The sequence below is a fragment of the Paenibacillus sp. ALE2 genome, assembly GCF_054113385.1.
This window is the reverse complement of sequence record NZ_CM134213.1, coordinates 5180690-5207277: the sequence shown is the minus strand read 5'-3', so window position 1 is coordinate 5207277 and position 26588 is coordinate 5180690. Positions and strand designations below refer to the sequence as shown.

At 47.2% G+C, this 26588-nt stretch carries 29 protein-coding genes; 27 read left to right on the top strand and 2 right to left on the bottom strand.

The window, feature by feature from the left end:
• The first annotated feature begins 1 nt into the window (after position 1).
• The 3 genes from ACXHJ1_RS22340 to coaD all read left to right on the top strand — a co-directional run bounded on the left by ACXHJ1_RS22340 (position 2) and on the right by coaD (position 1593).
• On the top strand, positions 2-124 hold the full coding sequence (locus ACXHJ1_RS22340) for a cyclic lactone autoinducer peptide (RefSeq protein ID WP_013370626.1): 123 nt from the start codon (positions 2-4) through the stop codon (positions 122-124).
• 316 nt (positions 125-440) lie between these two features.
• Positions 441-1079 (top strand): 16S rRNA (guanine(966)-N(2))-methyltransferase RsmD, encoded by a 639-nt coding sequence (gene rsmD, locus ACXHJ1_RS22335; RefSeq protein ID WP_016819263.1) that lies wholly within the window; start codon positions 441-443, stop codon positions 1077-1079.
• On the top strand, positions 1072-1593 hold the full coding sequence (coaD, locus tag ACXHJ1_RS22330) for a pantetheine-phosphate adenylyltransferase (RefSeq protein ID WP_016819264.1): 522 nt from the start codon (positions 1072-1074) through the stop codon (positions 1591-1593). The genes rsmD and coaD overlap by 8 nt, the downstream gene beginning before the upstream one ends.
• On the opposite strand, the gene ACXHJ1_RS22325 is transcribed toward coaD, so the two are convergent.
• Positions 1556-2839: a nucleoside recognition domain-containing protein gene (locus tag ACXHJ1_RS22325; RefSeq protein ID WP_019686973.1), complete on the bottom strand. Its 1284-nt coding sequence runs from the start codon at positions 2837-2839 to the stop codon at positions 1556-1558. The genes coaD and ACXHJ1_RS22325 overlap by 38 nt on opposite strands.
• A gap of 193 nt (positions 2840-3032) precedes the next feature.
• Here ACXHJ1_RS22325 and ACXHJ1_RS22320 point away from each other — a divergent pair, with 193 nt between their 5' ends.
• The gene (locus tag ACXHJ1_RS22320) at positions 3033-4064 is read left to right on the top strand and encodes a SepM family pheromone-processing serine protease (RefSeq protein ID WP_340864566.1); all 1032 of its coding nucleotides are present in this window, start codon (positions 3033-3035) and stop codon (positions 4062-4064) included.
• Here the strand turns inward: ACXHJ1_RS22320 and ACXHJ1_RS22315 are convergent.
• On the bottom strand, positions 4054-5289 hold the full coding sequence (locus ACXHJ1_RS22315) for a nucleotidyltransferase (protein WP_340864567.1): 1236 nt from the start codon (positions 5287-5289) through the stop codon (positions 4054-4056). The genes ACXHJ1_RS22320 and ACXHJ1_RS22315 overlap by 11 nt on opposite strands.
• A 354-nt stretch (positions 5290-5643) precedes the next feature.
• Here ACXHJ1_RS22315 and ACXHJ1_RS22310 point away from each other — a divergent pair, with 354 nt between their 5' ends.
• The 23 genes from ACXHJ1_RS22310 (at position 5644) to ACXHJ1_RS22200 (ending at position 26499) form a co-directional block, all read left to right on the top strand.
• Positions 5644-6165 carry a YceD family protein gene (locus ACXHJ1_RS22310; protein WP_017427905.1) on the top strand — a complete coding sequence of 174 codons (522 nt, stop codon included), beginning with the start codon at positions 5644-5646 and terminating at the stop codon, positions 6163-6165.
• A gap of 190 nt (positions 6166-6355) precedes the next feature.
• Complete coding sequence (rpmF, locus tag ACXHJ1_RS22305) at positions 6356-6529, top strand: 50S ribosomal protein L32 (protein ID WP_013370634.1); 174 nt, start codon at positions 6356-6358, stop codon at positions 6527-6529.
• Positions 6530-6806: 277 nt separating this feature from the next.
• On the top strand, positions 6807-7403 hold the full coding sequence (gene fapR, locus ACXHJ1_RS22300; RefSeq protein WP_014599659.1) for a transcription factor FapR: 597 nt from the start codon (positions 6807-6809) through the stop codon (positions 7401-7403).
• A complete protein-coding gene (gene plsX, locus ACXHJ1_RS22295; RefSeq protein WP_016819269.1) occupies positions 7387-8379 on the top strand; it encodes a phosphate acyltransferase PlsX in 993 nt (330 codons plus the stop codon). Before fapR ends, plsX begins: the two co-directional genes overlap by 17 nt.
• Before the next feature lie 8 nt (positions 8380-8387).
• Positions 8388-9377, top strand: coding sequence for a beta-ketoacyl-ACP synthase III (locus ACXHJ1_RS22290; protein WP_017427907.1), 990 nt, complete (start codon positions 8388-8390; stop codon positions 9375-9377).
• Between the two features lie 81 nt (positions 9378-9458).
• On the top strand, positions 9459-10403 hold the full coding sequence (gene fabD, locus ACXHJ1_RS22285) for an ACP S-malonyltransferase (RefSeq protein WP_457905229.1): 945 nt from the start codon (positions 9459-9461) through the stop codon (positions 10401-10403).
• A 51-nt stretch (positions 10404-10454) separates the two neighbouring features.
• Positions 10455-11204 carry a 3-oxoacyl-[acyl-carrier-protein] reductase gene (fabG, locus tag ACXHJ1_RS22280; RefSeq protein ID WP_017427908.1) on the top strand — a complete coding sequence of 250 codons (750 nt, stop codon included), beginning with the start codon at positions 10455-10457 and terminating at the stop codon, positions 11202-11204.
• 109 nt (positions 11205-11313) lie between these two features.
• Positions 11314-11547 carry an acyl carrier protein gene (locus ACXHJ1_RS22275; protein WP_007429985.1) on the top strand — a complete coding sequence of 78 codons (234 nt, stop codon included), beginning with the start codon at positions 11314-11316 and terminating at the stop codon, positions 11545-11547.
• Positions 11548-11774: 227 nt separating this feature from the next.
• Positions 11775-13013 (top strand): beta-ketoacyl-ACP synthase II, encoded by a 1239-nt coding sequence (gene fabF / locus ACXHJ1_RS22270; RefSeq protein ID WP_016819273.1) that lies wholly within the window; start codon positions 11775-11777, stop codon positions 13011-13013.
• A 12-nt stretch (positions 13014-13025) separates the two neighbouring features.
• Complete coding sequence (gene rnc / locus ACXHJ1_RS22265; RefSeq protein ID WP_013309856.1) at positions 13026-13724, top strand: ribonuclease III; 699 nt, start codon at positions 13026-13028, stop codon at positions 13722-13724.
• Between the two features lie 255 nt (positions 13725-13979).
• Complete coding sequence (gene smc, locus ACXHJ1_RS22260) at positions 13980-17549, top strand: chromosome segregation protein SMC (protein WP_457905228.1); 3570 nt, start codon at positions 13980-13982, stop codon at positions 17547-17549.
• 38 nt (positions 17550-17587) lie between these two features.
• Complete coding sequence (gene ftsY, locus ACXHJ1_RS22255) at positions 17588-18604, top strand: signal recognition particle-docking protein FtsY (protein WP_447250107.1); 1017 nt, start codon at positions 17588-17590, stop codon at positions 18602-18604.
• A gap of 153 nt (positions 18605-18757) precedes the next feature.
• Positions 18758-19408 carry a PAQR family membrane homeostasis protein TrhA gene (gene trhA, locus ACXHJ1_RS22250; protein WP_013370644.1) on the top strand — a complete coding sequence of 217 codons (651 nt, stop codon included), beginning with the start codon at positions 18758-18760 and terminating at the stop codon, positions 19406-19408.
• 166 nt (positions 19409-19574) lie between these two features.
• Positions 19575-19943, top strand: a complete 369-nt coding sequence (gene ylxM / locus ACXHJ1_RS22245) for a YlxM family DNA-binding protein (RefSeq protein WP_457906196.1) — start codon at positions 19575-19577, stop codon at positions 19941-19943.
• A 51-nt stretch (positions 19944-19994) separates the two neighbouring features.
• A complete protein-coding gene (gene ffh, locus ACXHJ1_RS22240) occupies positions 19995-21371 on the top strand; it encodes a signal recognition particle protein (RefSeq protein ID WP_025676852.1) in 1377 nt (458 codons plus the stop codon).
• A gap of 69 nt (positions 21372-21440) precedes the next feature.
• A complete protein-coding gene (rpsP, locus tag ACXHJ1_RS22235; protein ID WP_013370647.1) occupies positions 21441-21713 on the top strand; it encodes a 30S ribosomal protein S16 in 273 nt (90 codons plus the stop codon).
• A gap of 23 nt (positions 21714-21736) precedes the next feature.
• Positions 21737-21967 carry a KH domain-containing protein gene (locus tag ACXHJ1_RS22230; protein ID WP_013370648.1) on the top strand — a complete coding sequence of 77 codons (231 nt, stop codon included), beginning with the start codon at positions 21737-21739 and terminating at the stop codon, positions 21965-21967.
• A gap of 97 nt (positions 21968-22064) precedes the next feature.
• The gene (rimM, locus tag ACXHJ1_RS22225; RefSeq protein WP_045243861.1) at positions 22065-22580 is read left to right on the top strand and encodes a ribosome maturation factor RimM; all 516 of its coding nucleotides are present in this window, start codon (positions 22065-22067) and stop codon (positions 22578-22580) included.
• Positions 22580-23395 (top strand): tRNA (guanosine(37)-N1)-methyltransferase TrmD, encoded by an 816-nt coding sequence (gene trmD / locus ACXHJ1_RS22220; protein ID WP_025364640.1) that lies wholly within the window; start codon positions 22580-22582, stop codon positions 23393-23395. The genes rimM and trmD overlap by 1 nt, the downstream gene beginning before the upstream one ends.
• Positions 23396-23622: 227 nt before the next feature.
• Positions 23623-23967, top strand: coding sequence for a 50S ribosomal protein L19 (rplS, locus tag ACXHJ1_RS22215; RefSeq protein WP_007429998.1), 345 nt, complete (start codon positions 23623-23625; stop codon positions 23965-23967).
• Between the two features lie 101 nt (positions 23968-24068).
• Positions 24069-24695: a signal peptidase I gene (gene lepB / locus ACXHJ1_RS22210; RefSeq protein ID WP_016819281.1), complete on the top strand. Its 627-nt coding sequence runs from the start codon at positions 24069-24071 to the stop codon at positions 24693-24695.
• 87 nt (positions 24696-24782) lie between these two features.
• Entirely contained in the window at positions 24783-25643 is an 861-nt protein-coding gene (ylqF, locus tag ACXHJ1_RS22205; protein WP_044785701.1) for a ribosome biogenesis GTPase YlqF, read from the top strand.
• Between the two features lie 208 nt (positions 25644-25851).
• The gene (locus ACXHJ1_RS22200) at positions 25852-26499 is read left to right on the top strand and encodes a ribonuclease HII (RefSeq protein ID WP_457906195.1); all 648 of its coding nucleotides are present in this window, start codon (positions 25852-25854) and stop codon (positions 26497-26499) included.
• Positions 26500-26588: the final 89 nt, after the last annotated feature.

Here is a 26588-nt window from a genome sequence, read left to right as displayed (position 1 = left end):
AATGATGAAAAAAGTAGTATACGGGTTAGCCACATCGTTGTCTATGTTCGCGACTTTTGCTGTATCAGTGGCAAGTTATGTGTATGTTTATCAAGGAGATACACCCGAGGAACTGCTGAAATAAGCAAAATGCAGAATAGAAAAAAATAATACATAGAGCTGCTATAAAGCAGCTTCTTTTTATGCAAAAAAACAGGCGCTCTACGAAAGAGCGCCCGAATGGGAGAGGAGAAACCGGACGAAGAGCTTATGGGGAAACGTAAGTCTTCTCCGCGGTTGTCTACGACATTGGTTGAATGCCGATATCCTAAGGATGCCCAGGAGATGGTTTTTTATACCTGCTTCATCACTAAGTTTTTCAAACGGCGATGCATGTGGTACGATAACGTCATAATCTTTATATGGTTATGAACACATATAGAAAATAGGTGAGTTTCAGCGTGAGAGTGGTATCGGGTAGTGCCAAAGGAAGGCCGTTAAAGGCAGTTCCCGGCACCGGGACGCGACCGACCACGGATAAGGTCAAGGAAGCGCTATTTAGCATGATAGGTCCTTATTTTGATGGAGGAGTCGCGCTTGATTTGTTTGCTGGCAGTGGCGGCCTGGGTATAGAGGCGCTTAGTCGGGGAATGGACAAGGCAGTTTTTATTGATATGGAATCCAAAAGCATTGATGTCATTAAAGAAAATTTGCGAAAAACTGGATTGGAAGGAAAGGCAGAAGTGTTCCGCAATGATGCCGGACGAGCGCTTAAGGCGCTGGCAAAACGTGGAGCTCTTTTTGATGCTGTTTTTCTGGACCCGCCTTATCGTCTCAAGCACGGGGATGAATTGATGAGCCGCATGGCCGAGTTGGACTTGCTTCGTTCAGGTGCAATCATCGTGCTGGAGTATGAATCGGGACATGAGTATCCGATAAGTTTCGGACCGTTTGAACAGGTTAGAAAAGCGGTCTATGGTGAAACAGCGTTATCCATTTATCACTTTGATGATGCTTTGTCAGACGCCGAAGAACATACAGAAGCCGAAGGGGTCAAATTCGGCATCACCGAATCAGACGGGGAGGACCATCATGATTGAGCACAAACCACGTATTGCCGTATATCCGGGAACCTTTGATCCCGTGACGATGGGGCATCAGGATATTATTCAAAGAGCGGCCCGACAGTTTGATTTACTGATCGTCGCGGTTCTTAACAATATTAGTAAAAATCCGCTGTTTTCACTTGAGGAGCGAATGGAGCTGCTACGTACGGTAACTCGCGATATTCCAAACGTTGAAGTGGACAGCTTCCGTGATCTGACAGCCAATTATGTACGCCAAAAAGGGGCTCAGGTTATTGTCAGAGGAATTCGGTCAGTGACCGATTTTGAATATGAACTCCAATTAGCCTCTACAAATCATAAGTTGAACCCGGATGCGGAAACGATCTTTATGATGACCAACCCGGCTTATTCATATCTGAGTTCCAGTATGGTGAAGGAAATTGCGCATTTTGATGGCAAGGTCGTAGATCTGGTGTCACCAGAGGTGGAAGACGCACTGCGTGCCAAGGTTAGCGCGAATCGCGGTGGCTCCACCATGAAGTCATAAAGGAAACGGCGAGCAGAGCAAGTATAATCGTACTCAGAAGTACAACGGACAGTACGGTTAGTTGCCAGGGGTACATGGATGTTCCTACTATTTGTGTTAATAAGCTGCTGGCTCCGGCCATGACAGATTGCGATCCGGAATCATTTACACTTTCGGCAAAAGAAGATACAGAACTGCGGCTGACGTAAGCAGGAATTGTATTACTGACAATGTGGCTAAGCGGAGTCCATGCCGCCAAGGTTAGTCCAAAAGCAATGATCCCATGTAGCACTCGTGATAAGGTGAAGGTGATGCCCTTGTCGGAAGGTTTGGTGACGGCGGTAATTTGAAGCCAGCCGCACAAGCCGCCCCAGCCCAACACAGCACTGATCAGCGCTGCTTGTGTACGGAGATCGTAGGGCAGGCGGCTGATTTCATAGGAACCCAGATGGATTTCCATCCAGGCAGGCCACACCATAGAAAGCGTTCCTTGACCTGAGTATAAGGTCAGCAGCCGAATCAGTACGGAAAAGAAAATAATGAATCCACCTGTCACCATCAGCATCTGTACAGCATGGGATACGGTTTCGCCTAACAGTTTTCCAAAGCTGCGGCCATCCCGTTCTCTGGCAGAGCGGGTAGCTTCCCATGCGGATCGGATCAGGGAGGTGGTAGTGCGGGAAACAGAAGCGCGCCGGATGGCAGCTGGCGTTTCCCGTTTTTTCGATTTTTTGGACGAATCAGGTATTCTGGCTGTGATCCAGCCTGCCAGCAGCCCGGAAATCCAGTGAACGGCAAGTAACAGCCCACCTACAGCAGCATTGTGCAGCAGTCCTGTGCCAATGACGAGCAGGATCGTAATCGGATTGCAGAAATGAGCGATAGCAGTCAGACGTCGAAGCTGAAGCGCGGTCATATCCTCCTGTTGTGCCCATTGGCGTACCGCTTCCGCAGCAGCCGGGAATCCCGCAGTTAGACCGAGGGCCAATACCCAGCCGCTTCGTCCCGGCAGCCGAAACCAGGATCGCATGAACGGCTCCAGCAGAACACCTAGACCATGTACCAGACCAAAGGCGATGAGCATTTCAGATAGCATCAAAAAAGGCAGCATGGCCGGGAAAATAATGCTCCACCATAATTTAAGTCCCTGGGTAGAGGCTTGAAATACTTCTTCTGGTGAGGCAACAATAGCCATTACAAGCAAAATGGCTCCGAGGCCAAGCAGCAAGGTTGTCCAGTAAGGAGCAGGGCGGGCTTCCTTTTGCATCAAAGATTTCACCTCTCATAAATATACTAAGGAGAGTCGGATGCTGTCTCCAGCGTTATTCACCTTCATTGTCTGGATATAGGTTGCTCGTACATGTTGTCGTAAACAATGTATGCTTTTTTGAAAGGCTTGAGAACAGGTGGTGCAGAGGTTGGGTAAGATAAGAGAAGTTAGGCTGCAAGGGGGAGAAGCAATGATGCGAATTAACCGGAAAAGAGCCTTTTTTACAACCGGTTATGTCTTAATGCTGGCTGCAATGGTCTATGTGCTGGTTTATATGCCAACCCCTTATCTGATCTATGGACCAGGTGGGGCAAACGAGATCAAACCGATGGTTAAAGTACAGGAAGGTGATAGCAACGAACGGGGGAGCTTTATGATGACGACGGTATCGGCGCGATATGCCAATGTCATCATGCTAGCTATGTCCAAACTGGACAGCAACTCGGAGATTCAGCGCAAAGAGGATCGTCTGCATGGCAGAAGTGAAGATGAATATGCAGCAGAGCAGGTATGGTATATGGGGGATTCCCAATCTTCCGCGATGGAGGCTGCCTATACCCGTGCCCATGTTTCCTATCGCATTGTGCCGGATTATGTGTATGTATTTAAGGTTCCGGGACCGAACAGCGTGTTTGAGCCCGGAGATGAAATATTAGAGTTAAACGGTACGAGGGTAACTGATAATCATTCCATTCGGAAGGCATTGGAGGATGAGAAACCCGGAACGCTGGTTAAAGTGAAGCTAAAGCGCGATGGAAAGTTGCTGGCAGTGCAAGCTCCATTAACAACCATCACGGACAGTGAGACGAGAAAACAACGTTCCGGGTTTGGTGTCAGTATTGCTACAGTACAGAAGGTAGAGCCGAAGGATGGACGTAAAACGATTCATTTTACATCCACGGATGTCGGCGGACCTTCGGCAGGTTTGATGTTTACTATGGAAATCTATAACCAGTTGACGCCAGGTGACTTAAGTAAGGGATATCGTGTAGCCGGTACGGGTACTATTGATAAGGACGGTCAGGTTGGAGCGATTGGTGGCGCCAAGTATAAAATCGTCGCTGCTGACCGTCAGGGTGCGGAATTGTTTTTCGTCCCGGCGGATAATTATAAAGAGGCCAAAGCCAAAGCAGAGCAAATCGGAACCCAGATGAAGCTTGTCCCGGTTCGCAAGCTTGGCGATGCGCTGAATTATATGGAAAAGCTGCCTATTAAACCATAAGGGGTGGTCGCAAGTAATCAGCATACATGTCACGTATGGCGGGACGCGGCATCCCGGCTGCATGTATGGCGGCTGCGGCAGTATCCCAGTCCAGATGGGCATGTGATCCGGCAGACGGCTTGACCCATACTGGCAGGGTGGCGGTGTCTTTCATTCGCGCCAGCAACTCGCGTCCAGCCCTATTAAAGCCGAGCACGCGGATATAGCCGGGACCTTTCGCCAGCTCAGTGGGAGTCATATCAGCTTTGGCATGATTCAGCAAAATATGTGTACACATCCGCTGAAGCTTTGTACGAGTATAGCGCTTTGTCTTGACAGTGGCAAACAGGGCCTCCATAGAGGGATGAGGCAGCGTGTACAGCGATTGCTGTAGGCGATGCTCCAGCCCTTCGGTGACCTCGTGCAGCTCCGCCAGCTGCTGCGGGCTACGCGTGATCAGGGCGTTCAGCAACGGCTGGCAGAACGCTTCCCAATGCAGCGGGGCACGTTCTTCTTGCCACTCGCGCTGCAAAATCTCCAGGGTCGCCGCAGGTACGTACGGCGACCCGGCCTCCGGCCCGCCGTCCAGTAGCAGACGGCGGATGGCCGTGGCGCTGGCGATGACTCCGTCCGCAGGCGCCACCGTCTCATGGTATCCCGATCCCGTGCGGGCCACCGTAAAGGGCTTGATTGTGCTGCCCAGCCGTTCCAGCGCAATCAAGTAATGCAGCCCGAGCGTGTTGTTGGGCTGCTGCATGAGAGCGGCGAGCGCAGCACCGTCCGATCCTTCGGCCGCCAGCGCGGCTGCGGCTCCTGCGTAGGCGGCGGGATAGCTTGCGCCCTTGCTCAGGCGCTGGGCGATGCCGGCCTTGAGTTCGGCCGGCTCTGCCGCCAGCACGCGGGCTAGCGTGTGCAGCGGGGCGATGTCTCCGCTCTCGCTGCCGAAGCAGAGCGCGTCGACGATGCCCGTCGCGCAGAGCAGGGTCACCGCGCCGCGGGCAAACCATTCTGCGGGCTGGACAGCATAGGCCACAGGCAGCTCCAGAACCAGATCTACCCCCATAGCAAGTGCCATTTCGGTGCGTGACCATTTGTCTGTAATCGCGGGTTCGCCTCGTTGAAGGAAGGGACCGCTCATCACAGCCACCGTTCGCTGTGCACCAGTGATACGAAGAGACTCCTTCCAGTGATGGACATGTCCGTTATGTAGGGGATTATACTCTACAATGATACCGAGTGTTTTCAAGACTGTATGTCGGCTCCTTTCTTGAAGTAGCTTATTTGATAACTATTTTGAATGAGTGGTTTACTACTAGCGAATGCATGTTTTCAGGGCAGCTATCTGATATTTCATCATGCACTTGAACAAGACCATTGAGACCTGGAGCAAAAAGCTTTATACTCGCATTATTGTACACGAAGAGTGGCGGGGGTACGAATACTCACAGGTACATGATAAATACAACACATTTTTGCATCCGCATAGATCTTGCCGAACCATTGGAAAATCGATGGATTTGTAAGTGGTGTAAAGTGAAAGGTGTTGACAAACGACTCGATCAGTCGGTATAATAATTTTTGTTTGTTTGGAGTGATAGTGATGCAACTATTTTTTCGCAAAGTAGCAACAAGTGACGGTCCCTTTCCTATCCGTGAATCTCTTAATGTGAGTGAATTGGTGGATGATCGTGCTGATGTTACAGCCGTTTCCCCGCTGGAGACCGACTTGGTCGCCGTTAGTCTGGGTCAAGGCTCGATGAGTGTGGAAGGCACGTTGACCGCAGGTCTGGACATGCTTTGCTCCCGCTGTTTGAGCCCGATGCACGAGGATTTGAATATTGAATTTCGTGAACGGTTTAAGCAAACCTCATCTTCAAATGTTGAAGAGGAGGATGAAGATGGCGATTTTATCGCAGTGACGGAGGATTCCTTCGACATTGCACCGTATTGTGAAGAACTGTTTGTGCTGCATGTGCCGTTTGCGCCTATATGCAGTGAGGATTGTCAGGGGATCGCGCCAGCGGCCGGACAAGACTGGAGCCTTGGCTCCGACGACAGTAACGATAGTGATACGGAAAAGATTGATCCGCGTCTGGCAGGGCTTAAGGATTTTTTTAAATGAGAATTGAGTTCAATTCTGAAAAAAATCATCATCCGCTTGTGCCGGGAAGTTATTGAACCGATACGTGGATGTTGCAGGCTTGATTCACCGGCTGTAAGATCATTGTCTTTTGGCATTTTCTTTCGGTCTTGAATGAGATAAGAAGTCATACCCGTCATGCGGGGTTGATCTGTTTAAGGAGGTGGGAATAATGGCAGTACCTCAACGGAGAACATCCAAAACTCGTCGCGACAAACGTCGTACTCACTTTAAACTGGAAGTACCAGGTATGGTGAAATGCTCCGAATGCGGCGAATTGAAACTTGCTCACCATGTGTGCAAAGTTTGCGGAACGTACAAAGCTAGAGAGATCATCTCTCAATAATGTCCGATAAGCGGATTCTTTGGAATATTCGCAGAGAAAGTAGCGCTTCACTACAGTGAGGCGCTACTTTTTTTTATCAGCATGCTTTCTTTTTGCGTCAGCATGCTATATACTGTTTTAGTACCAGGTTCTAAGAAAAAAGGGCCTAAGGGGTTCCTTTATACATACAAGAAGACAAACCGGCTTGAAGTTTAGCCGTTAGAACGTGAAGTAACCTGAACTGTCGGCTGAACGGCAGTTTACTGTAGGGAAAGGAGGCGTCACTGATATCGAACGTTTGCCGAAGAGACAGAGACAGCAACGGCTGACTCAATTAATTGACGATAATCCGTTCGTGACGGATCAGGAATTGACAAGACAGCTGAAGGTAAGCATTCAGACCATTCGGCTGGACCGGATGGAACTGGGAATCCCAGAATTACGGGAGCGGCTAAAGCTGATGGCTGAGCGCTCCTACGATCAGGTTCGTTCCTTGCCTTTACATGAAGTAATTGGGGACATCGTTGATCTCCAGTTGGATCGAAGTGGTATTTCGATTTTTGAAATCAAAGAGGAACATACTTTTTCACGTACAGGCATTGCGCGAGGACATTATGTGTTTGCACAGGCCAATTCATTGGCCGTTGCCGTAATTAACGATGAGATAGCATTGACCGCTTCAGCGGATATTCGCTTTGTTCGTCCGGTTCATTTGGGTGAAAAATGTATTGCCAAGGCATATGTACGCTCAAATCCAGAACAAAAAGGGAAGGCCAAAGTGGAAGTGTTTGCTTACGTAGGAGAAGAAATGGTATTCCAAGGCAACTTTGTCATTTATCGCTCCACGGAGGAAGAGTATAGCGAAGGAGGAAGTCAGCATGCGGATCGCCATTGATGCCATGGGAGGAGATAATGCTCCTGAGGCGACAGTAGAGGGCGCGTTATCTGCGGCGGCGGAATGGAAGGATACAGACATTACGCTGGTTGGTGACCGGGAACGGATTGAAGCGGTTTTGAACGGGAGGGCGCTGCCGACGAACCTCACCATTCGCCATGCGTCCGAAACGATAGATGCACAGGACGAACCTGTAAAGGCAGTGCGGCGTAAAAAGGATGCCTCCATGGTCGTAGCGGGTCGAATGGTTAGAGAAGGCGAAGCGGATGCCATGATTTCCGCAGGTAATACAGGCGCTCTAATGACTACAGGATTACTAGTGGTTGGAAGAATGGAGGGCATTGAGCGTCCGGCTCTCGCGCCGATGATACCGACGATTGATGATCAAGGTATTCTGGCGCTGGACTTGGGGGCCAATATGGATGCTAAGCCTGAGCATCTTGCCCAGTACGCACTGATGGGGAGCTTGTACCGCCAGAAAGTTCACGGAGTGGCTTCTCCAAGGGTAGGTCTGCTGAATGTTGGGACTGAAGCAGGAAAAGGCAATGAACTAACAAAGTTGGCGTATCCTCTTATCGAGCAGTTACCTGTCAATTTTGTGGGGAATGTTGAATCCAGAGATGTGTTAACCGGGAATTGTGATGTACTGGTGTGCGACGGATTCGCCGGAAACATTATGCTAAAATCGCTAGAGGGAACAGCCGGAGCGATATTTTCTCTCCTTAAAGAGCAGTTCACCAAATCCTTAAAGACCAAGCTTGCGGCAGCCTTGATTATGCCTGAACTTCGGGGTCTGAAAGGGAAACTCGATTATAAAGAGCACGGCGGGGCTCCTTTGTTGGGGTTGAGCGGACTCGTCTTAAAAAGTCACGGTTCGTCTGATGGCATTGCCGTCAAAAATGCGGTAAGGCAGGCTCGTACGGCCTTGCAAAACCGGTTGGTGGAAAGTATATCCAAGGAAATCAGCAGGAAGTGAGTGACGATATGAATAAATTACGGCCGGTTGGTGTTATCGGAACAGGGAAATACGTACCTGAGAAAATTCTGACCAATAAAGATTTGGAAGAAATCGTTGAAACAAGTGATGAGTGGATTGTTAGCCGTACAGGGATTCAGGAGCGCCATATTGCTGCTCCTGAGCAGGCTACATCTGATTTGGCTTATGAAGCAGCAGTTAAGGCGTTGGAGTCTGCGGGTATGACGGCACAAGATCTGGACCTGATTATAGTAGCTACGGTTACACCAGATATGGCGTTTCCGTCAACTGCTTGCATTCTTCAGGATAAGTTGGGGGCCAAAGGCGCAGCGGCTTTCGATTTGTCTGCTGCATGCTCGGGTTTTGTGTACGGGCTGGCTACGGCAACGAGTTTCATTAAGACAGGTATTTATAACAATGCATTAATCATTGGTGCAGACTGCCTTTCCCGGATTACAGATTATACTGACCGCAACACCTGCGTTCTTTTCGGAGATGGAGCAGGAGCTGTAGTGATTGGTGAAGTACCTGAAGGTAGAGGATTCCAATCCTTTGATCTGGGGGCTGAAGGCGCTGGAGGCACCTTGCTCAAGTTGGAAGCTGGGGGCTCACGTTTGCCTGCGAGTGCAGACACACTGGAAAATAAACAACACTATATTTACATGAATGGACGCGAAGTGTTCAAGTTCGCGGTTCGCGTTATGGGAACAGCAACGGTTGATGTGTTGGAAAAAGCTGGGTTGTCCAAAGACGACATCGATCTGTTCGTTCCGCATCAAGCCAATATCCGAATCATCCAATCAGCAATGCAACGTTTGGATTTGCCAGAGGAAAAGGTAGTTATTAATGTTAATAAATATGCGAATACATCCGCAGCATCCATTCCTCTTGCTCTTGTGGAAGCAGCTGAGGAAGGCCGCATGAAGGAAGGCGACCGTATACTAATGGTGGGCTTTGGTGGCGGTTTGACTTGGGGTGCGTCGGTTCTTATCTGGTAATTAAGTGGAAGATTTGATATAATATTGAATTTGTCTGGTGTTTTACAGAAGAAGCATTGGATACAGAGAGGTGCATGCACGATGGGCAAAACGGCATTTATATTTCCCGGTCAGGGTTCACAAGCTGTAGGTATGGCTAAAGATGCTTATGAAGCAGTTCCGGCTGCAACAGAAGTATTCCGTAAAGCGGACGAACGTTTGGGTTTCGCGCTAAGCACACTGATCTTTGAAGGGCCTGACACAGCCTTGAAGCAAACATCCAATACGCAGCCTGCGCTGTTAACGGCGAGCATTGCGTTGTATGAAGCGTTCAAGGAAAAGGGCATCCGCCCTGATTATGTGGCTGGGCACAGTCTAGGAGAGTACAGTGCTCTAGTGGCTTCCGGTGTTCTCACATTTGAGGATGCAGTTGAGACTGTTCGTGCACGTGGTCAGTTTATGGAGCAGGCCATTCCTGATGGACAAGGCGGGATGGCTGCTGTGCTGGGCGCTGATCGTGAAGCATTGGCGGCATTGTGCCGTGATATCATCACAGAATCTGGTCAACTGGTAGAACTGGCTAACATCAACTGTCCCGGACAAATTGTTGTATCCGGTACAAAGTCGGGCGTAGCTGCCGTCGCTGAACGTGTGAAGGAAGCAGGCGGCAAGCGTGCTATTACTTTGGAGGTCAGCGGACCTTTTCACTCGTCATTGATGAAGGAAGCGGCAGATAAGCTCTCCGATAAATTGGAGACTGTGAAATTTGCCGAAGCCCAGATTCCGGTTGTGACCAATGTGACAGCAAAACCTGTACGTGAGGGAAGTGAAATTCGCCAACTGTTGGTGGAACAGGTCTATTCCCCGGTACTATGGGAAGACAGCGTAGCATGGCTGCTGGAACAAGGGGTGGACACCTTTGTTGAGTTCGGACCGGGAAGTGTTTTGACCGGACTGGTTAAAAAGATTGACAAAACGGTTAAGCTGTATAACATGAGTAGCCTGGAGTCGTTTGCTTCTATAACAGAAGCCCTAGAAGCCCGTTAAAAGTATTAATGATTACCTTTACGGGTTAAATACTTGCAAGGGAGGATAATGATGTCTAAGCCATTAAGTGGAAAAACAGCGCTGGTTACGGGAGCATCGCGCGGAATTGGCCGTAGTATCGCACTGGCGCTGGCTGAAGCAGGCGCTAATGTTGCAGTAAACTATGCTGGTAGTGAAGCGGCTGCGACTGAGGTAGCAGAGCTGATTCGTGCCAAAGGTGTGGAAGCTATTACAGTTCAGGCTAATGTGGGACGTGCTGAAGAAGCTGATCAGTTGATCAAGGATGTGGTCGGCGCTTGGGGCAAGATTGATATCCTGGTGAATAATGCTGGCATAACAAGAGATAATTTAATCATGCGGATGAAAGAAGAGGAATTCGATCAGGTGATCGAAACGAATCTCAAGGGTGTGTTTAATTGTCTCAAAGCGGCGACACGCCCAATGATGAAGCAGCGTTCCGGCCGAATTATCAATATCTCTTCCGTTGTTGGTGTACTTGGTAACGCAGGACAAGCCAACTATGTTGCTGCTAAAGCGGGAGTGATTGGTCTTACTAAATCCTCTGCTAGAGAGCTTGCCTCAAGAGGAATTACAGTCAACTGCGTGGCTCCTGGATTCATTGATACTGAAATGACGCAGGTGCTGGCTGATGATTTGCGTGACAATATGCTTAGCGGTATTCCGCTGGCCCGTCTTGGACGGCCTGAGGAAATTGCAGATGTGGTGCTATTCTTGGCCTCGGATGCTTCCTCATATATGACGGGCCAGACTTTGCATGTGGATGGCGGCATGTATATGTAGTTCATGTTGCCAATCCGCATGCCCCGATGGAGAGTAGTTAATGAAAACTCTCTTCTATGGCATTTTAATTGTAATTTTCGTATAATACCATAAGGAGGAGGTGAGCCGGATGTCCGATGTATTGGAGCGCGTAAAACGCATTGTCGTTGACCGTTTGGGAGCCGACGAAGCCGAAGTTACACTTGAAGCATCTTTTAAAGATGATTTAGGCGCTGATTCTCTCGATGTAGTTGAATTGGTTATGGAATTGGAAGATGAGTTTGATATGGAAATCTCTGATGAAGATGCAGAGAAAATTACAACTGTAGGTGAAGTTGTGAAGTACATACAATCTCATACCTAATTCATGTCATCAAAAGTCCCGTTCTGTTACAGGCGGGACTTTCTCCTAATTATACAGATTGAACTAAAGACGGAATTGTCGTGTGTTTTTGAATTTGCTTAGCTTCACTTCGTCAACGGCTGAGTATAATGCGGCATTACTAACTTTAGTTGATTCTATATTATTTTTGTACACAAGCGTGTGCGATCTAAAAATACAATTTGCAGTAGACATAGAGGTGATTATCTTTGAAACAACGTGTTGTCATAACAGGAATGGGTGTAATCACTTCGCTGGGACAGGATTTGAACACACTATGGGATAATCTGATGGCTGGTAAATCTGGCATCAGTAAAATCGAAGCTTTCGATACAAGTGAGTACACTACGAAAATAGCCGCTTCCATTAAAGATTTTAATCCAGAGGATTATATCGATCGTAAGGATGCGCGCAAAATGGACCGCTTTGTGCAGTTTGCGGTTGCTGCTAGTAAATTGGCACTTGAGGACAGTAAGCTCGTAATCGGAGAGAATGTGGATGCCGAGCGTGTTGGTGTATCTGTCGGTTCTGGCATTGGCGGATTGGGTACTTGGGAAGATCAGCATAATGCATTGATCGAAAAGGGGCCTAAACGCGTAAGCCCTTTCTTCATCCCGATGATGATTGCTAATATGGGTTCCGGTCAAGTTTCGATTTCACTCGGTGCTAAGGGCCCCAATACATCGCCAGTTACGGCTTGTGCCACAGGTAGTCATGCCATTGGTGATTCCTTCCGCATGATTCAGCGTGGTGACGCTGACGCTATGATTTGCGGCGGTGCCGAAGCGACGATTCGCCCGATTGGTATTGCTGGATTTTGCTCCATGAGAGCGATGTCCACACGTAACGATGAGCCGGAAAAGGCAAGTCGTCCATTTGACACCGAAAGAGACGGGTTTGTTATGGGCGAAGGCTCTGGTGTTCTGATTCTGGAATCGTTGGATCATGCCTTGAAGCGTGGTGCACATATTTACGGCGAAGTGATTGGCTACGGTCTTTCTGGTGATGCCCATCATATGACAGAGCCGGATCCAGAGGGAGCAGCACGCTGCATTAGAATGGCGATCCGTGATGCTGGGTTGAATCCTGAAGATATCGATTATATCAATGCACACGGTACATCTACACCGGTTGGTGACAAGTCGGAAACAGAAGCAGTCAAGAAAACGCTTGGAGAGCATGCCTATAAGGTAGCGATCAGCTCAACCAAGTCGATGACAGGGCATCTACTGGGTGCAGCGGGAGGTGTTGAAGCTGTAATCTGTGGTCTTGCGCTTCAACATCAGACGATTCCGCCAACAATTAATTTGGATAATCAAGACCCGGCTTGTGATCTTGATTATGTGCCTAATGAGCCAAGAAAAGCGGAACTGAATGTGGTTATGTCCAATTCCTTTGGTTTTGGCGGTCACAATGCTACGGTTATTCTAAAAAAATATGAAGCGTAAGGGGTCAGTTCGTTGAGTGGAGACTTGAAGCAATTACAGCAGAAACTTCATATTCAATTCAACAATCGGCAGCTTCTGAAGCAGGCCTTTACGCACGCTTCCTACGTAAACGAACATCGGTTCAGTCAGCATGCAGATAATGAGCGTCTGGAATTTCTGGGTGACGCTGTTCTGGAGCTGACGGTGTCCGAGCAATTGTACAATCAGTACCCTAACCGGCCCGAAGGCGAACTAACCAAGTTGCGTGCAGCTATTGTCTGTGAGCCTTCTTTGGTGAAGTTTGCTGTCGGGCTTGAGTTCGGGCAGTATGTACTGCTTGGAAAAGGTGAAGAGCTGACAGGCGGACGTACTCGTCCTGCTCTGTTGGCTGATGTGTTCGAGGCGTTCGTAGGCGCGCTTTATTTGGATCAGGGTCTGGAAGCCGTCCGGTCGTTTCTAGAACGTTATATTTTTCCTCAAATTGTATTAAACGGTAAGCTTCAGATGAGTGATTTCAAAACAGAGCTTCAGGAACTGACACAGCATCATAACATGGGGATGCTTGAATACAAGATTGTCGAGGAACGCGGACCTGCCCATGAACGTGAGTTTGTAGCCGAGGTATATATGGACAGCGAACGGCTGGGGGCAGGTACAGGACGCTCCAAAAAAGAAGCTGAGCAGCAAGCGGCGGCAGTTGCTTTAAACCGTTTGAAGCTGGCGGAATCGTAATCGGTACCTGAGCGGCCCGAACGGGTGACGCAAGCAGAGGACACAAAGTAAGAGCAAAGGGCAGTCCGCGGGGAGTCCCGGCCCGTAATGGCGAATGGACTGCGTTTTGCTCTTTTTTCGTGGCTTTACTGCTATAACGTGAGCGTCGATACTGTGCTTTTTCCACATTAGTCTTATGCTACAATAGGGATAATTCATATCAATCAGGCAATGGTGTTGTACAAGCATATTTGAATGTTAGAGGTGAGATTGAGGATGTTTTTAAAGCGCATTGAGCTGGCGGGCTTCAAATCGTTTGCAGATAAAACGGAAATGGAATTTGTCCGCGGCATTACGGCAGTCGTCGGACCCAATGGGAGCGGGAAAAGTAATATTTCCGACGGAATTCGTTGGGTACTGGGCGAACAGAGTGCCAAATCACTGCGTGGCGGCAAGATGGAGGACATTATTTTTGCAGGTAGTGATGCTCGTAAGGCTGTTAATTACGGTGAAGTATCGCTTACGCTGGATAATGAAGATCAGGCGTTGCCTCTGGATTTTGGTGAAGTGACGGTAACGCGACGTGTGCATCGGAGTGGGGATAGTGAATATTTCATTAATCGTCAATCATGCAGACTTCGAGATATTACAGAGCTGTTTATGGATACAGGGATTGGTAAAGAAGCTTATTCGATTATTGGGCAAGGACGTATTGAAGAAATTCTAAGTACCCGATCTGAGGATCGACGGGGGATTTTTGAGGAAGCCTCGGGTATTGTAAAATATAAATCACGTAAAAAAGATGCGGTTCGCAAGCTGGATGAAACAGAGCAAAATTTGCTGCGTATTCACGATTTGGTCAGTGAACTGGAGGAGCAGATTGGACCTCTTAAGGAGCAGTCTGAAAAGGCGATTCATTTTAAAGAGCTGCGCAGTGAATTAAAATCAAAAGAAATTTCGATGTACGTCCATCAAATTGAACAAATCCACACTTCATGGAGCGAAGCGACTTCCAAACTAGCTTTGTTGCAGCAGGAGCAGCTTCAATTGTCTACAGTGGTGTCCCGCCACGATGCAATGCTGGAAAGCGACCGCAATGAATTACGGCAACTGGAAGAGCAAGTAGAACGTCTGCAAAAGGATCTGCTGCAATACAGTGAAGCTACGGAAAAAAGTGAAGGCTACGGTGAATTGCTCAAAGAGCGCACACGCAATTTGGAGGCCAATCGGGAACAATTGATCTTATCCCTCAGCACAAGCGAATCACGGCATTCCGAACGCAAAAGCGAACTGGATCAACTAAATGAAAAGCTGTCAACGCTGAATGTAGAGTTGGACGAGTTGCGTGCGCGACTGTCTGACGAAGAAGCCAAACTGATTGGCGTCACAGGTGGAATCAGCCAGGAGCAAGAGGAGAGCCTTAAGGGTGGTCTGCTGGAGCTGATGAATCAGATGGCGCAGGCGCGTAACGAAATTCGTTATACCGACCAACAGAGGGAAGCGTTGGAACGCCGAGTGAATCGCGTGAGTGATGAATCCGGCAAATGGGAAGCCCAGAAAGCTGAGCTTGAACAGCGAAAAAAAGGATTGGAAGCAGCGATTCAGAAGCTGGGACAGGAAATTAGCAGTTTGCGCAGTGGCTATATTCAGGGAAGTGAACAATACCAGGCCCTGCAAAAACTACTGGAAGAAAACCAGGGTACGGTTCGTAAATGGGAACAAAAACGAGAGGCCCAAATTTCACGACGAGATACAATGAAAGAAATGCAGGATGACTTTGACGGCTTCATGCTCGGAGTTAAAGAGGTGTTAAAGGCTTCACGCAAGGGTACTTTGCACGGTGTGCATGGAGCGGTAGCGGAGCTGATTCGAGTACCTGAGCATTTAGAGCAGGCGATGGAAACCGCTTTGGGCGCTTCAGTTCAGCATATTGTGATGGAAAATGAATCGGTATCCAGACAGGCGATCAGTTTTCTAAAGCAACGTCAACTGGGCAGAGCGACATTCTTGCCTATGGATGTTATCCGTCCGCGTCAGATCGGTGCGGGGGAACGCCAGATTGTGGAAAGCGCAGAAGGCTTTGTCGGGATCGGTGCAGATCTTATTCAGTACGATGATCGATATGCCGGAATCGTAGGCAGTCTCTTGGGGAATGTGGTCATTGCTCGTACGTTGGAAGATGCCAATCGCATTGCGGCCCGTTGCCAATATAGATATCGTGTTGTCACGCTGGAAGGCGATGTTGTCAATGCAGGTGGTTCCATGACTGGGGGGAGCCAGTTCAAGAAAAATGCTAATCTGCTAGGCCGTAAACGTCAGCTGGATCAGTTAGATCAAGACATTCTAGATACGGAACAGCAAATTGCAAGATTGCGTCAGAGTGCAATAGATACCAAACGGCAGTTGGAGGAGACACAGACCCGTCTGGACGAACTGCGCCAGGGTGGCGATGTGAAGCGGACCGAAGAGCAGCAGATGGCAATGGAGCTCAAACAACTCGAGCATGAACTTCGTCATGTACTGGAGCAGGTAGCTGCGTCTGGTCAGGAGAAAAAGGGCTTTGACCAGGAAATCAAGGAGCTGGAAGCTTCCCGTGCAGAAGCACTGGTAAAGTTGGCTGCGCTGGAGGAAGAAGAGAAGAAAACGCATCAGGCCATTCACGCTGCCGAATTTGCGCGTAAAGCGAATGAATCAGCCAAAGAGCAGCTGCAGGGAGAGCTTACGAATCTCAAGGTAAGAGAAGGCAAGCTGGACCAAGAGCGTTTTTCATTGGAAGAGCAGATTCGCAGATTGCGTGGGGATTATGATACCCTTGGTAAGGATTCAAGACAAAACAAGACCTTGCTTGCTTCCATTGAAGCGGATTTGCTCACCAATGAGCAGGAGACCGTAAAACAGATTGAAAATCTCAATCAATACCGTTTGAAAAAGGAAGAAGCTGCAGAGCAATTGGAGTTCAAACGGGCTGCACGTAGCAGCTTATCCAAAAAACTGGAAGCTGCTGAGAATGATACAAAAGAACAGCGAATTCAGCTTAAGTCGGTGGAGGAACTGCTTCGCCAAACAGAAATTGGAGTAAACCGACTTGACGTGGAACTGGAAAATGTTTTGAAAAAATTAAGTGATGATTATGAACTCAGCTATGAGCTGGCCAAGCAGCGTTACCCTATACCGGAAGATATTGAAGGTACGCAGAGTGAGGTGGAAAGGCTCAAACGCGGGATCTCTGCGCTGGGTGAGGTCAATCTGGGTGCTATTGAGGAATACCAGCGTGTACACGATCGTTATACGTTTCTGGATGAGCAAAAGTCTGATTTGGTAGAGGCCAAGACAACGCTCTACCAGGTTATTCGTGAAATGGATGATGAGATGTCCAAGCGCTTCAAGACCACGTTCGATGCGATTCGTCGTGAATTTGGAACGGTTTTTTCCAAGCTATTCGGAGGCGGACGTGCAGACCTTGTGTTGCTTGATCCAGAACGATTGCTGGAGACGGGTATTGACATTGTAGCTCAGCCTCCAGGCAAAAAACTTCAAAACCTGCAGTTGTTGTCAGGCGGTGAACGGGCTCTAACAGCAATGGCTTTATTATTTGCCATTTTACACGTTAAACCTGTTCCATTCTGTGTACTTGATGAAGTAGAGGCAGCATTAGACGAAGCAAATGTGGTGCGTTTTGCTCAGTATTTACGGGAATTCTCAGAGCAGACACAGTTTATCGTAGTTACACACCGTAAGGGCACCATGGAAGAATCCGATGTGCTGTACGGGGTGACAATGGAAGAAGGCGGGGTTTCTAAACTCGTATCTGTCAAGCTGGACAACGATGAAGCTGAGATTGCCTGACATCAAATAACATACTTTCAGATCAACGGAGGGAATCCATGAGTTTCTTTAGAAAATTGAAGGAAAGCATCGCAAGCAAAACGGAATCGGTCACAAAGCAGTTCAAAGATGGCTTGGAAAAGACACGTAAAGGTTTTGTTGAAAAAGTAACGGACCTGATGATTCGCCGTAAAAAAATTGATGAGGAATTTTATGAGGAACTGGAAGAAATTCTGATCGGAGCGGACGTAGGCGTCAATACGGTTATGAACCTCATTGAAGACTTGCGGGGAGAAGTGAAAAAACGCAAAATCGAGGATGCATCCGAGTTACAGCCTGTACTGTCGGAAAAGCTGTCTGAGTTGCTACGGGGCAATGACAATAGTCAGCTCAAAATGAATCCAGACGGGATTACAGTCATTCTATTCGTAGGCGTCAATGGAGTCGGCAAAACAACGACCATTGGCAAGTTGGCTCATCGTTTTAAACAAGAGGGCAAAAAAGTATTGTTAGCCGCTGGCGATACGTTCCGGGCGGGCGCGATTGAACAGTTGGAAGTTTGGGGTGAGCGGGCAGGTGTAGAGGTCATTAAACAGCAATCTGGCTCTGATCCAGCTGCGGTTATGTTTGATGCTGTACAGGCTGCCAAGCAGCGTCAAGTAGATGTTTTGTTATGCGATACAGCAGGACGTCTTCAGAATAAGAGCAATCTAATGGAAGAATTAAACAAAATTTTTCGCGTTATCCAGCGTGAAATTCCAGACGCTCCTCATGAAGTATTGTTGGTACTTGATGCGACGACTGGACAAAATGCACTTAACCAAGCCAAGCTATTTGGTGAGAAGAGCGGCGTAACCGGTCTGGTACTGACAAAATTGGATGGTACAGCAAAGGGCGGGATTGTCGTGGCCATCCGTCAGGAATTGAATTTGCCTGTTAAGCTGGTGGGCTTAGGTGAAAAAGTGAATGATCTTCAACCGTTTGATTCAGAACAATTCGTTCATGCCTTGTTCGCCGGTTTGATCCAAGAAGAGGCTGTCGAAGCAACTGTTACTGGCGAGGAAGAGCAGAACTAATCCGTCTGAGTAGGTTTGCTTATAAGTCTGCGACTAAGCAGTGCTCCTGTTGCTGCTTAAGCCCGCCCAACTGTATAATGAAAGCAAAAGGTTTGATGATGCCGGATAAATTTCTTGTAAAAAAATATTACTCAGGAAGCCGGGTGAAAAACGATGGCAAACACCTATACTTATTCCCGACGGGAAGAAGTAGCTAACGCGATTACACATGGTATTGGAGCCGTTTTAAGTGTGGCGGCGCTTGTGCTGCTCATTGTTTTTGCTAGCATGAAAGGAACTGCTTGGCATGTCGTAAGCTTTACAATTTACGGGATTACAATGTTGTTGCTGTATACCAATTCCACGTTGCTTCATAGCCTGCGTGAAGGAAAATTGAAGGATTTGTTCGAAATATTCGATCATTCTTGTATTTACCTGTTCATTGCAGGTAGCTACACCCCTTTTATGCTCGTTGCATTGCGAGGCACTCTGGGATGGACGCTGTTTGGAGTGATTTGGGGGATCGCTTTGTTTGGTGTACTGTTCAAGGCGTTCTTCACCAAACGCTTTCTGTTTATGTCTACTGTGTTTTACATTATAATGGGCTGGCTCATTACCATTGCCTGGAATCCCCTGATGGCCATTGTTCCCGCCGGAGGGATGACGCTATTGTTCGTAGGTGGTCTTATGTATACGCTGGGCACGATTTTTTATGTGTGGCGAGCATTTCCATATCACCATGCAATCTGGCATCTGTTTGTTTTAGCAGGCAGCATACTTCATTTTTTGGCTGTTCTGCTGTATCTTACTCCGGTAAGGGTGTGAATGAGGGGGACAAAAAAGTCGATCTGTTTTCCCGTTTAAGGGTAGCGGATCGGCTTTTTTTTATATGACAAGGGATAACGCTTGACATCTTCTTTTCTTTTATGTATGATAAGGAACGTTGAAAAGAACTGTAAAGTGTTTTTCCTTGACGATGGAGGTATACATGATGAGTCAGGAGAATCGGCTGGAAAAGACAAACCGGATTAACCGACTGTTTGACTTCTATGAACCTCTACTTACAGAGAAGCAACAGATGTTTTTAAAATATTACTTCCATGATGACTTTTCTTTAGGGGAAATTGCATCGGAATTTCAAATTAGCCGCCAGGCAGTCTATGAACATATTAAACGTGCTGAACAGGTATTAGAAATGTATGAGGAAAAGCTTGGATTGCTAAGTAAGCATGAACGTAGACTCCAAGATTTAGAGGAGCTGAATGTGACGCTATATAATGCATTCGGTAAAGTTGGTAAGCTTGATGAGGGGACATTGCAACATGTCCAACAAATTGTAAATCGCCTGCAGGAATTGTAGGATATATAAATGAAGAACTAACAACCCTGGTAGACAAGGAGGTGCGAAAGTATGGCATTTGAAGGATTATCGACTCGCTTGCAAAATGTATTCAGTAAATTGCGCGGCAAGGGAAAAGTGTCTGAGGATGATGTGGCTCAGGCAATGCGTGAAGTGCGATTGGCTTTGCTTGAAGCGGACGTTAACTTCAAGGTTGTAAAGGACTTTATTGCCAAGGTAAAGGAGAAGTCCGTTGGTAAGGAAGTGATGGATAGCTTTACGCCAGGTATGGTCATTATCGACATCGTAAACAAGGAATTGACCGAGTTGATGGGTGGCAGTCAGGCCAAGCTTGCCAAAGCAAACAAACCGCCTACAGTCATCATGATGGTGGGTCTCCAGGGTGCAGGTAAGACGACGACGTCAGGTAAGCTGGCGAAGTTGCTGCAGAAGCAAAACCATCGTCCATTGCTTGTAGCTGGTGATATTTATAGACCTGCCGCGATCAAGCAGCTTCAGATTCTCGGTGAGCAGATTAATGCACCTGTATTTACATTGGGAGACCAGACAAGCCCGGTGGAAATCGCAAAACAGGGTTTGCAGCATGCTAAGGATAATGGTAATGACTACGTTATTATAGATACTGCTGGTCGTCTTCATGTTGATGAAGAACTCATGGAAGAGTTGCGTCAGATTCATACTAATGTCAAGCCAGATGAAGTTCTGCTGGTTGTAGATAGCATGACAGGACAGGACGCAGTTAACGTTGCGGAGCACTTTAACAATAGCCTTGAGTTAACGGGAGTTGTACTGACAAAGCTGGACGGCGACACTCGTGGTGGCGCGGCCTTGTCGGTTAAAGCTGTGACGGGATGCCCGATCAAGTTTGCTACATTGGGTGAAAAGCTGGATGCGATGGAGCCGTTTCACCCTGAGCGAATGGCTTCACGGATTTTAGGCATGGGTGACATGTTGTCCCTGATTGAAAAAGCGCAGTCCAATATCGACGCCGATAAGGCGAAGGAAATGGAACGGAAAATGCGCAATGCCGAGTTTACTTTCGAGGATTTTCTGGAGCAAATGGATCAGGTTAAGAAGCTTGGCCCGATCGACCAGATTCTCGATATGATTCCTGGTATGGGCAACATGAAGCAAATGAAAGACATCAAAGTGGATGACAAACAGATGGGCCGGATTGAGGCTATCGTTCATTCGATGACTACACAGGAAAAGCAAAACCCGGACATGATTAATCATAGCCGTCGCAAGCGGATTGCTGTAGGCAGTGGAACATCGCTGGCTGAGGTAAATCGTCTCATTAAGCAATTTGACGAAATGCGCCGTATGATGAAGCAGTTCTCAGATATGATGGGACCTAAGGGTGGCAAAAACAAGGCTCTGAAGCAGCTGAAGAGTATGGGCAAAGGTATGAAGTTTCCTTTCCGTTAAAAGGTCGATAGGCCTTTGGAGTTATGGGATAGCAATATACAGTCTACTTTTTGAAGGAGGTGAATTTTCGTGGCAGTTCGTATTCGTCTGAAACGTATGGGTGCACATAAAGCTCCTTTCTATCGCGTCGTGGTATCTGATTCTCGTTCCCCGCGTGACGGTCGTTTTATCGAAGAAATCGGTTACTACAACCCTATTACAGTACCAGCGGTTGTAAAAATTGATGAAGATAAAGCGCTGAAATGGTTGCAAGATGGTGCACAAGCATCCGACACTGTTCGCAACTTGCTTAGCAAAGCGGGCGTGTTGAAAAAGTTTCATGAGCTTAAAACACAGAAATAAGGTGCTGATACGGAGGGTCAACCATGGAAGAATTAGTGATAATCATTGCTAAGGCTTTAGTCGATCATCCGGATGATGTGACCGTGAAGACCTTGGAGAAGGATCGACTTGTAGTGTATGAGCTTAGTGTACATCCTGAGGATGTGGGCAAGATCATTGGCAAGCAGGGACGTATCGCCAAGGCGCTTCGCACTGTGGTTGCATCAGCAGCCGTTAAGATGGATAAACGGGTTACCGTAGACATCATATCTTAAAGATATACGAAAGTGGGTTAGGATGTATGTCCTAACCCTTTTTCGTACATGATGAAGATGATATGGAGCGGAACCGATCACATGCAGGAGGAACACGATGCAGCAAATGTTTAATGTCGGGAAAATTGTGAATACACATGGAATTCGCGGCGAGCTAAAAATACTAACGACAAGTGATTTTCTTGAGGATCGTTTTGCCAAGGGCAGCGAGCTATTGATTGTTCCTGCTGATGGTAAAGCACCGATTCCTGTAACTGTCGAAACAGCGCGTTTTCAAAAAAATATGGTTATCGTGAAATTTAAGGAATATCACAACATCAATGATGTTGAAAAATATAAAGGTACTTTGTTAAAGGTCTCTGCTGAGCGGCTAGGGGAATTGGAAGAAAACGAGTTCTATTTTCATGAAGTAGTTGGTATGGAAGTAGTAACGGAAGACGGAGCTGAGCTCGGTGTGGTAAAAGAAATTTTGACACCGGGAGCCAATGATGTATGGGTAGTCCAAATGCCTAAAGGTAAAGAACTGCTATTGCCGTATATAGAGGATGTTATTTTGGATGTAAATGTGCGTGAAAAACGGGTTACAGTACGGTTAATGGAAGGTCTGCTGTAATGCGGGTGGATGTATTGACCCTGTTTCCAGAGATGTTTGATGGAGTTTTTAATGCAAGCATTCTGGGAAAAGCAAGGGATAAGGGGATTGTATCACTGCAAGCGGTTAATTTTCGCCAGTATGCCGGTAACAAGCATGGGCAAGTGGATGATACCCCCTATGGTGGTGGGGGCGGCATGGTTTTGAAGCCTGACCCTATTTTTGCTGCCGTGGAAGAGCTGTTGGATAAATCAGAGCAAACCACATTTGAAACTGCCGTTGAAGGTATTCGACATGAAGATGCCGAACATAACGCAGACATAAAAACTCCGCGTATTATTTTGATGTGTCCACAAGGGGAGACTTTTACGCAAAAAAAAGCGGAAGAGCTGGCCAAAGAGGACCATCTTATTTTTATATGTGGACATTATGAGGGTTATGATGAGCGTATTCGAGAGCATTTGGTGACGGATGAGCTTTCGATCGGAGATTATGTATTGACTGGTGGCGAGTTGCCAGCCATGGTTGTCATCGATAGTGTGACACGGTTGTTACCAGGAGTACTAGGTAATGAAACGAGTGCGGTAACAGATTCGTTTAGTACAGGGCTGTTGGAATACCCCCATTATACTCGGCCTGCTGAGTTTCGGGGCTGGAAAGTGCCAGATGTACTCTTATCAGGGCATCATGTCAATATTGACTCTTGGAGACGACAAGAGGCGTTACGTCGGACGATGGAACGTCGACCGGACTTGCTGGAACAGGCTGAACTGACAAGCAAGGAGCGCGCGTGGATTGAGGAGCAGCACCAATCGGACCGTTCGGGGGACAAGTGATAAAGCACTATTAACATGAGTGGATTTGAAAGCAGGCGGTGACCTGTTTTATAATGAAGTCAATTAAATAATGTTTGGTCAAATCCCTTTTTGTTGTTGCAATGCGGTAACCTCCATGATACAATACATCTGTTGTGTGTAATACGGTGGTCCTCTGTGGATGATGAAGGAAACGGAAGAGTTTCCAGAAGAAACATGAACACCTGTACGGAAGGAGGGAGTCATAGATGAATATCGTCCAAGCGATTACTGAAGAACAACTGCGTAAAGATTTGCCTAACTTTCGTCCTGGTGACACTTTGAAAGTGCACGTGAAAGTTATCGAGGGAACTCGTGAGCGTATCCAGTTGTTTGAAGGTGTAGTAATTAAACGCCGTGGTGGTGGAATCAGTGAGACTTTTACAGTTCGTAAAATTTCTTACGGTGTAGGTGTGGAAAGAACTTTCCCGCTTCATTCCCCAAAAATCGATAAAATCGAAGTGGCTCGCCGTGGTAAAGTGCGTCGTGCGAAGCTTTATTATCTTCGTGAACTGCGCGGTAAAGCAGCGAGAATTAAAGAAATTCGTCGTTAATACAACGAATAACGAAAGGGGCTTGGTTACAAGCTCCTTTCGTTTTTTCTACGTACATAGGGAACTGTGGATTATTGACCGTAAAGAGAGGACAGTGAGCTATGGAACAAGAAGTAGGACAAGGAGCTGTACAGCAGCCAACTGATCAGGATGGTACGCCCAAGCGTAAACCAAAAAATGAGATTTTTGAGTGGCTCAAGGCCATCATTATTGCGTTAGTGCTTGTCTTTTTAATCCGCTGGCTTCTCTTTAAGCCTTTTATTGTGGATGGCCCGTCGATGCAGCCTAACTTTCATACCGGAGAACGCGTCATTGTAAATGAGATTTTGTATGATTTTCGTGCTCCTAAACCGGGTGAAGTAATTGTGTTCCATGTCCCGGAAGAAAAAAGAGACTTCATCAAGCGCGTCATCGCCGTTGCGGGTGATACGGTCAAAGTAGAAGGTGACACGATTACAGTAAATGGTAAGCCGATTCAAGAACCTTATCTCAAGACTTCTTTGGAAGAAGCACATCAAAATGGCGAGCTTTACAACAAGTTTACCAATTTTCCAAATGAGAAATTTAAGGATGGAAAAGTGCCAGAAGGGCATATTTTTGTTATGGGCGATAACCGTTCCAATAGTACAGATAGCCGGATGATTGGATACATTGATTTGAAGGAAGTCGTTGGCCGGGCTGATGTCATTTTTTGGCCGGTGAAAGATATGCAGTGGATTAACCACTAGAAATAACTAATAAGCAGCATAGCTGCCGTAACCATAACTAGGAGCCTAAGGGTAAATGTAGGGGTTACGCTCAATGGGGTGATGACGGTGACGATTCAATGGTTTCCTGGTCACATGACCAGAGCGCGCCGCCAAATTGAAGCAAAATTAAAGCTGATTGATTTGGTTATTGAGCTGATTGATGCTCGGTTGCCGCTTTCCAGCCGAAATCCGATGATTGATGATATTTTGCAAGGCAAGCCGCGAATGATTATTTTGAACAAGGCAGATTTGGCGGACCCTGTAGTATCACAGCAATGGATTGCCTACTTTAAGAAGCAGGGGCATGTAGCCTTTCCGGTGGATGCCACGACAGGGACGGGGCTTAAAGAAATTCCGGTTCAGGCCAAGCTGTTACTTAAGGAAAAAATAGACCGGCAGATTTCGAAGGGAATGAATCCGCGTCCTATACGTGCTTTGATTGTCGGAATTCCAAATGTCGGCAAATCGACATTGATCAACCGAATGGCAGGACGTAATATTGCAGCTACAGGCGATCGCCCAGGAGTAACGAAGGCACAACAGTGGATCAAGACCGGTGAAATTGAGTTGTTGGATACACCAGGTATTTTGTGGCCTAAATTTGAGGATCAGAACGTCGGCTATCGTCTGGCAGTTACAGGCGCGATCAAGGAAGAAATTCTAAATGTAGAGGACATTGCCTTTTTCGCGACAAAATATTTTGTCCAATATTATTGGGATACCATGGCAGAGCGTTTTGAGCTTACCGAACGTCCTGAGGATACAGAAAATCCAGATGATGTTGTGAGCGTTATGGAGGCTATCGGACGTAAACGTGGCTGTATTGTGAGTGGCGGGCGTGTAGATCTCGAAAAGGCGTCAAAAATTATTTTGCGTGAGCTGCGTGCAGGCAAGCTGGGACGATTCAGTTTAGAAGCACCATACTGATAATCCTAGTACACCCGATACAGAAGATTGCATTTTGTGGCAAGGAAGAACCTTCCTCATCTCTCCGGAGAGGAGGAAGGTTTTTTGGTATGTAAAGGTAGATAGAAAAGGGTTTTGAACGGTAGAGGTATGTGGTAAGCTGAATTCAATCGCTAGAGCTACGGCATGAGTGAAGCTTAAACTACGTAAAGATGGGCAGGTATTGAATATGGAAGCTAAAGAGAATGCAGTAAAGGACATGCTACACTATGAAAAAAAATGCTGGGAGCAATCTTGTGAGCGGATTGCAGGTATTGACGAGGTGGGGCGTGGATGTCTGTTTGGAGATGTTGTGGCGGCAGCAGTCATTCTGCCAGTAGGTGAGCTATTGGAGGGTGTAGACGATTCCAAAAAATTGACGGACAAGAAAAGAGAAGCCTACTACGAACTGATTATGGAGAAGGCAATCGCTGTAGGAATTGGTCATGTAGACGCGCGGATGATTGATGATATCAATATTAAACAAGCGGCTCGTTTAGCTATGAAAAAGGCTATTGAGGCTTTGCATGTGTCTCCCGATTATTTACTTGTGGATGCAGAAAAGGTAGATGTGCCTATTCCCCAGCTATCCATCATTAAGGGGGATGCGAACAGTCAGTCTATTGCAGCAGCTTCTATCATTGCCAAGGTGACCCGTGATCGGCTATGCAAAGGTGAATGGGATGCGAAATATCCGGAATATGGGATTGATATACATAAAGGTTATGCTACCAAGTTGCATAGAGAACAAATTTTGGCGCTAGGGCCTACAGAAATGCATAGACGCAGCTTTCTAGGCAATTTGTTAACCGAGCAACCGACGTTGTTTGATCTGTAGGTACTTATTATGAATCAGGACAATACCGATATAAAATATATCTAATATTACAGGCCCCTTTGATAGGGGAAGAGCGAGGGGAGGGGCGA

Coding starts and splice junctions, on each gene's coding strand:
- ftsY (WP_447250107.1), top strand. CDS start 17,588: ATGAGTTTCTTTAGAAAATTGAAGGAAAGCATCGCAAGCAAAACGGAA.
- lepB (WP_016819281.1), top strand. CDS start 24,069: ATGGAACAAGAAGTAGGACAAGGAGCTGTACAGCAGCCAACTGATCAG.
- rimM (WP_045243861.1), top strand. CDS start 22,065: ATGCAGCAAATGTTTAATGTCGGGAAAATTGTGAATACACATGGAATT.
- ylxM (WP_457906196.1), top strand. CDS start 19,575: ATGAGTCAGGAGAATCGGCTGGAAAAGACAAACCGGATTAACCGACTG.
- trmD (WP_025364640.1), top strand. CDS start 22,580: ATGCGGGTGGATGTATTGACCCTGTTTCCAGAGATGTTTGATGGAGTT.
- trhA (WP_013370644.1), top strand. CDS start 18,758: ATGGCAAACACCTATACTTATTCCCGACGGGAAGAAGTAGCTAACGCG.
- ACXHJ1_RS22275 (WP_007429985.1), top strand. CDS start 11,314: ATGTCCGATGTATTGGAGCGCGTAAAACGCATTGTCGTTGACCGTTTG.
- ACXHJ1_RS22320 (WP_340864566.1), top strand. CDS start 3,033: ATGATGCGAATTAACCGGAAAAGAGCCTTTTTTACAACCGGTTATGTC.
- ACXHJ1_RS22340 (WP_013370626.1), top strand. CDS start 2: ATGATGAAAAAAGTAGTATACGGGTTAGCCACATCGTTGTCTATGTTC.
- plsX (WP_016819269.1), top strand. CDS start 7,387: ATGCGGATCGCCATTGATGCCATGGGAGGAGATAATGCTCCTGAGGCG.
- coaD (WP_016819264.1), top strand. CDS start 1,072: ATGATTGAGCACAAACCACGTATTGCCGTATATCCGGGAACCTTTGAT.
- fabD (WP_457905229.1), top strand. CDS start 9,459: ATGGGCAAAACGGCATTTATATTTCCCGGTCAGGGTTCACAAGCTGTA.
- rpmF (WP_013370634.1), top strand. CDS start 6,356: ATGGCAGTACCTCAACGGAGAACATCCAAAACTCGTCGCGACAAACGT.
- ffh (WP_025676852.1), top strand. CDS start 19,995: ATGGCATTTGAAGGATTATCGACTCGCTTGCAAAATGTATTCAGTAAA.
- ACXHJ1_RS22325 (WP_019686973.1), bottom strand. CDS start 2,839: ATGCAAAAGGAAGCCCGCCCTGCTCCTTACTGGACAACCTTGCTGCTT.
- ACXHJ1_RS22290 (WP_017427907.1), top strand. CDS start 8,388: ATGAATAAATTACGGCCGGTTGGTGTTATCGGAACAGGGAAATACGTA.
- fabG (WP_017427908.1), top strand. CDS start 10,455: ATGTCTAAGCCATTAAGTGGAAAAACAGCGCTGGTTACGGGAGCATCG.
- ACXHJ1_RS22310 (WP_017427905.1), top strand. CDS start 5,644: ATGCAACTATTTTTTCGCAAAGTAGCAACAAGTGACGGTCCCTTTCCT.
- ACXHJ1_RS22230 (WP_013370648.1), top strand. CDS start 21,737: ATGGAAGAATTAGTGATAATCATTGCTAAGGCTTTAGTCGATCATCCG.
- smc (WP_457905228.1), top strand. CDS start 13,980: ATGTTTTTAAAGCGCATTGAGCTGGCGGGCTTCAAATCGTTTGCAGAT.
- ACXHJ1_RS22200 (WP_457906195.1), top strand. CDS start 25,852: ATGGAAGCTAAAGAGAATGCAGTAAAGGACATGCTACACTATGAAAAA.
- rplS (WP_007429998.1), top strand. CDS start 23,623: ATGAATATCGTCCAAGCGATTACTGAAGAACAACTGCGTAAAGATTTG.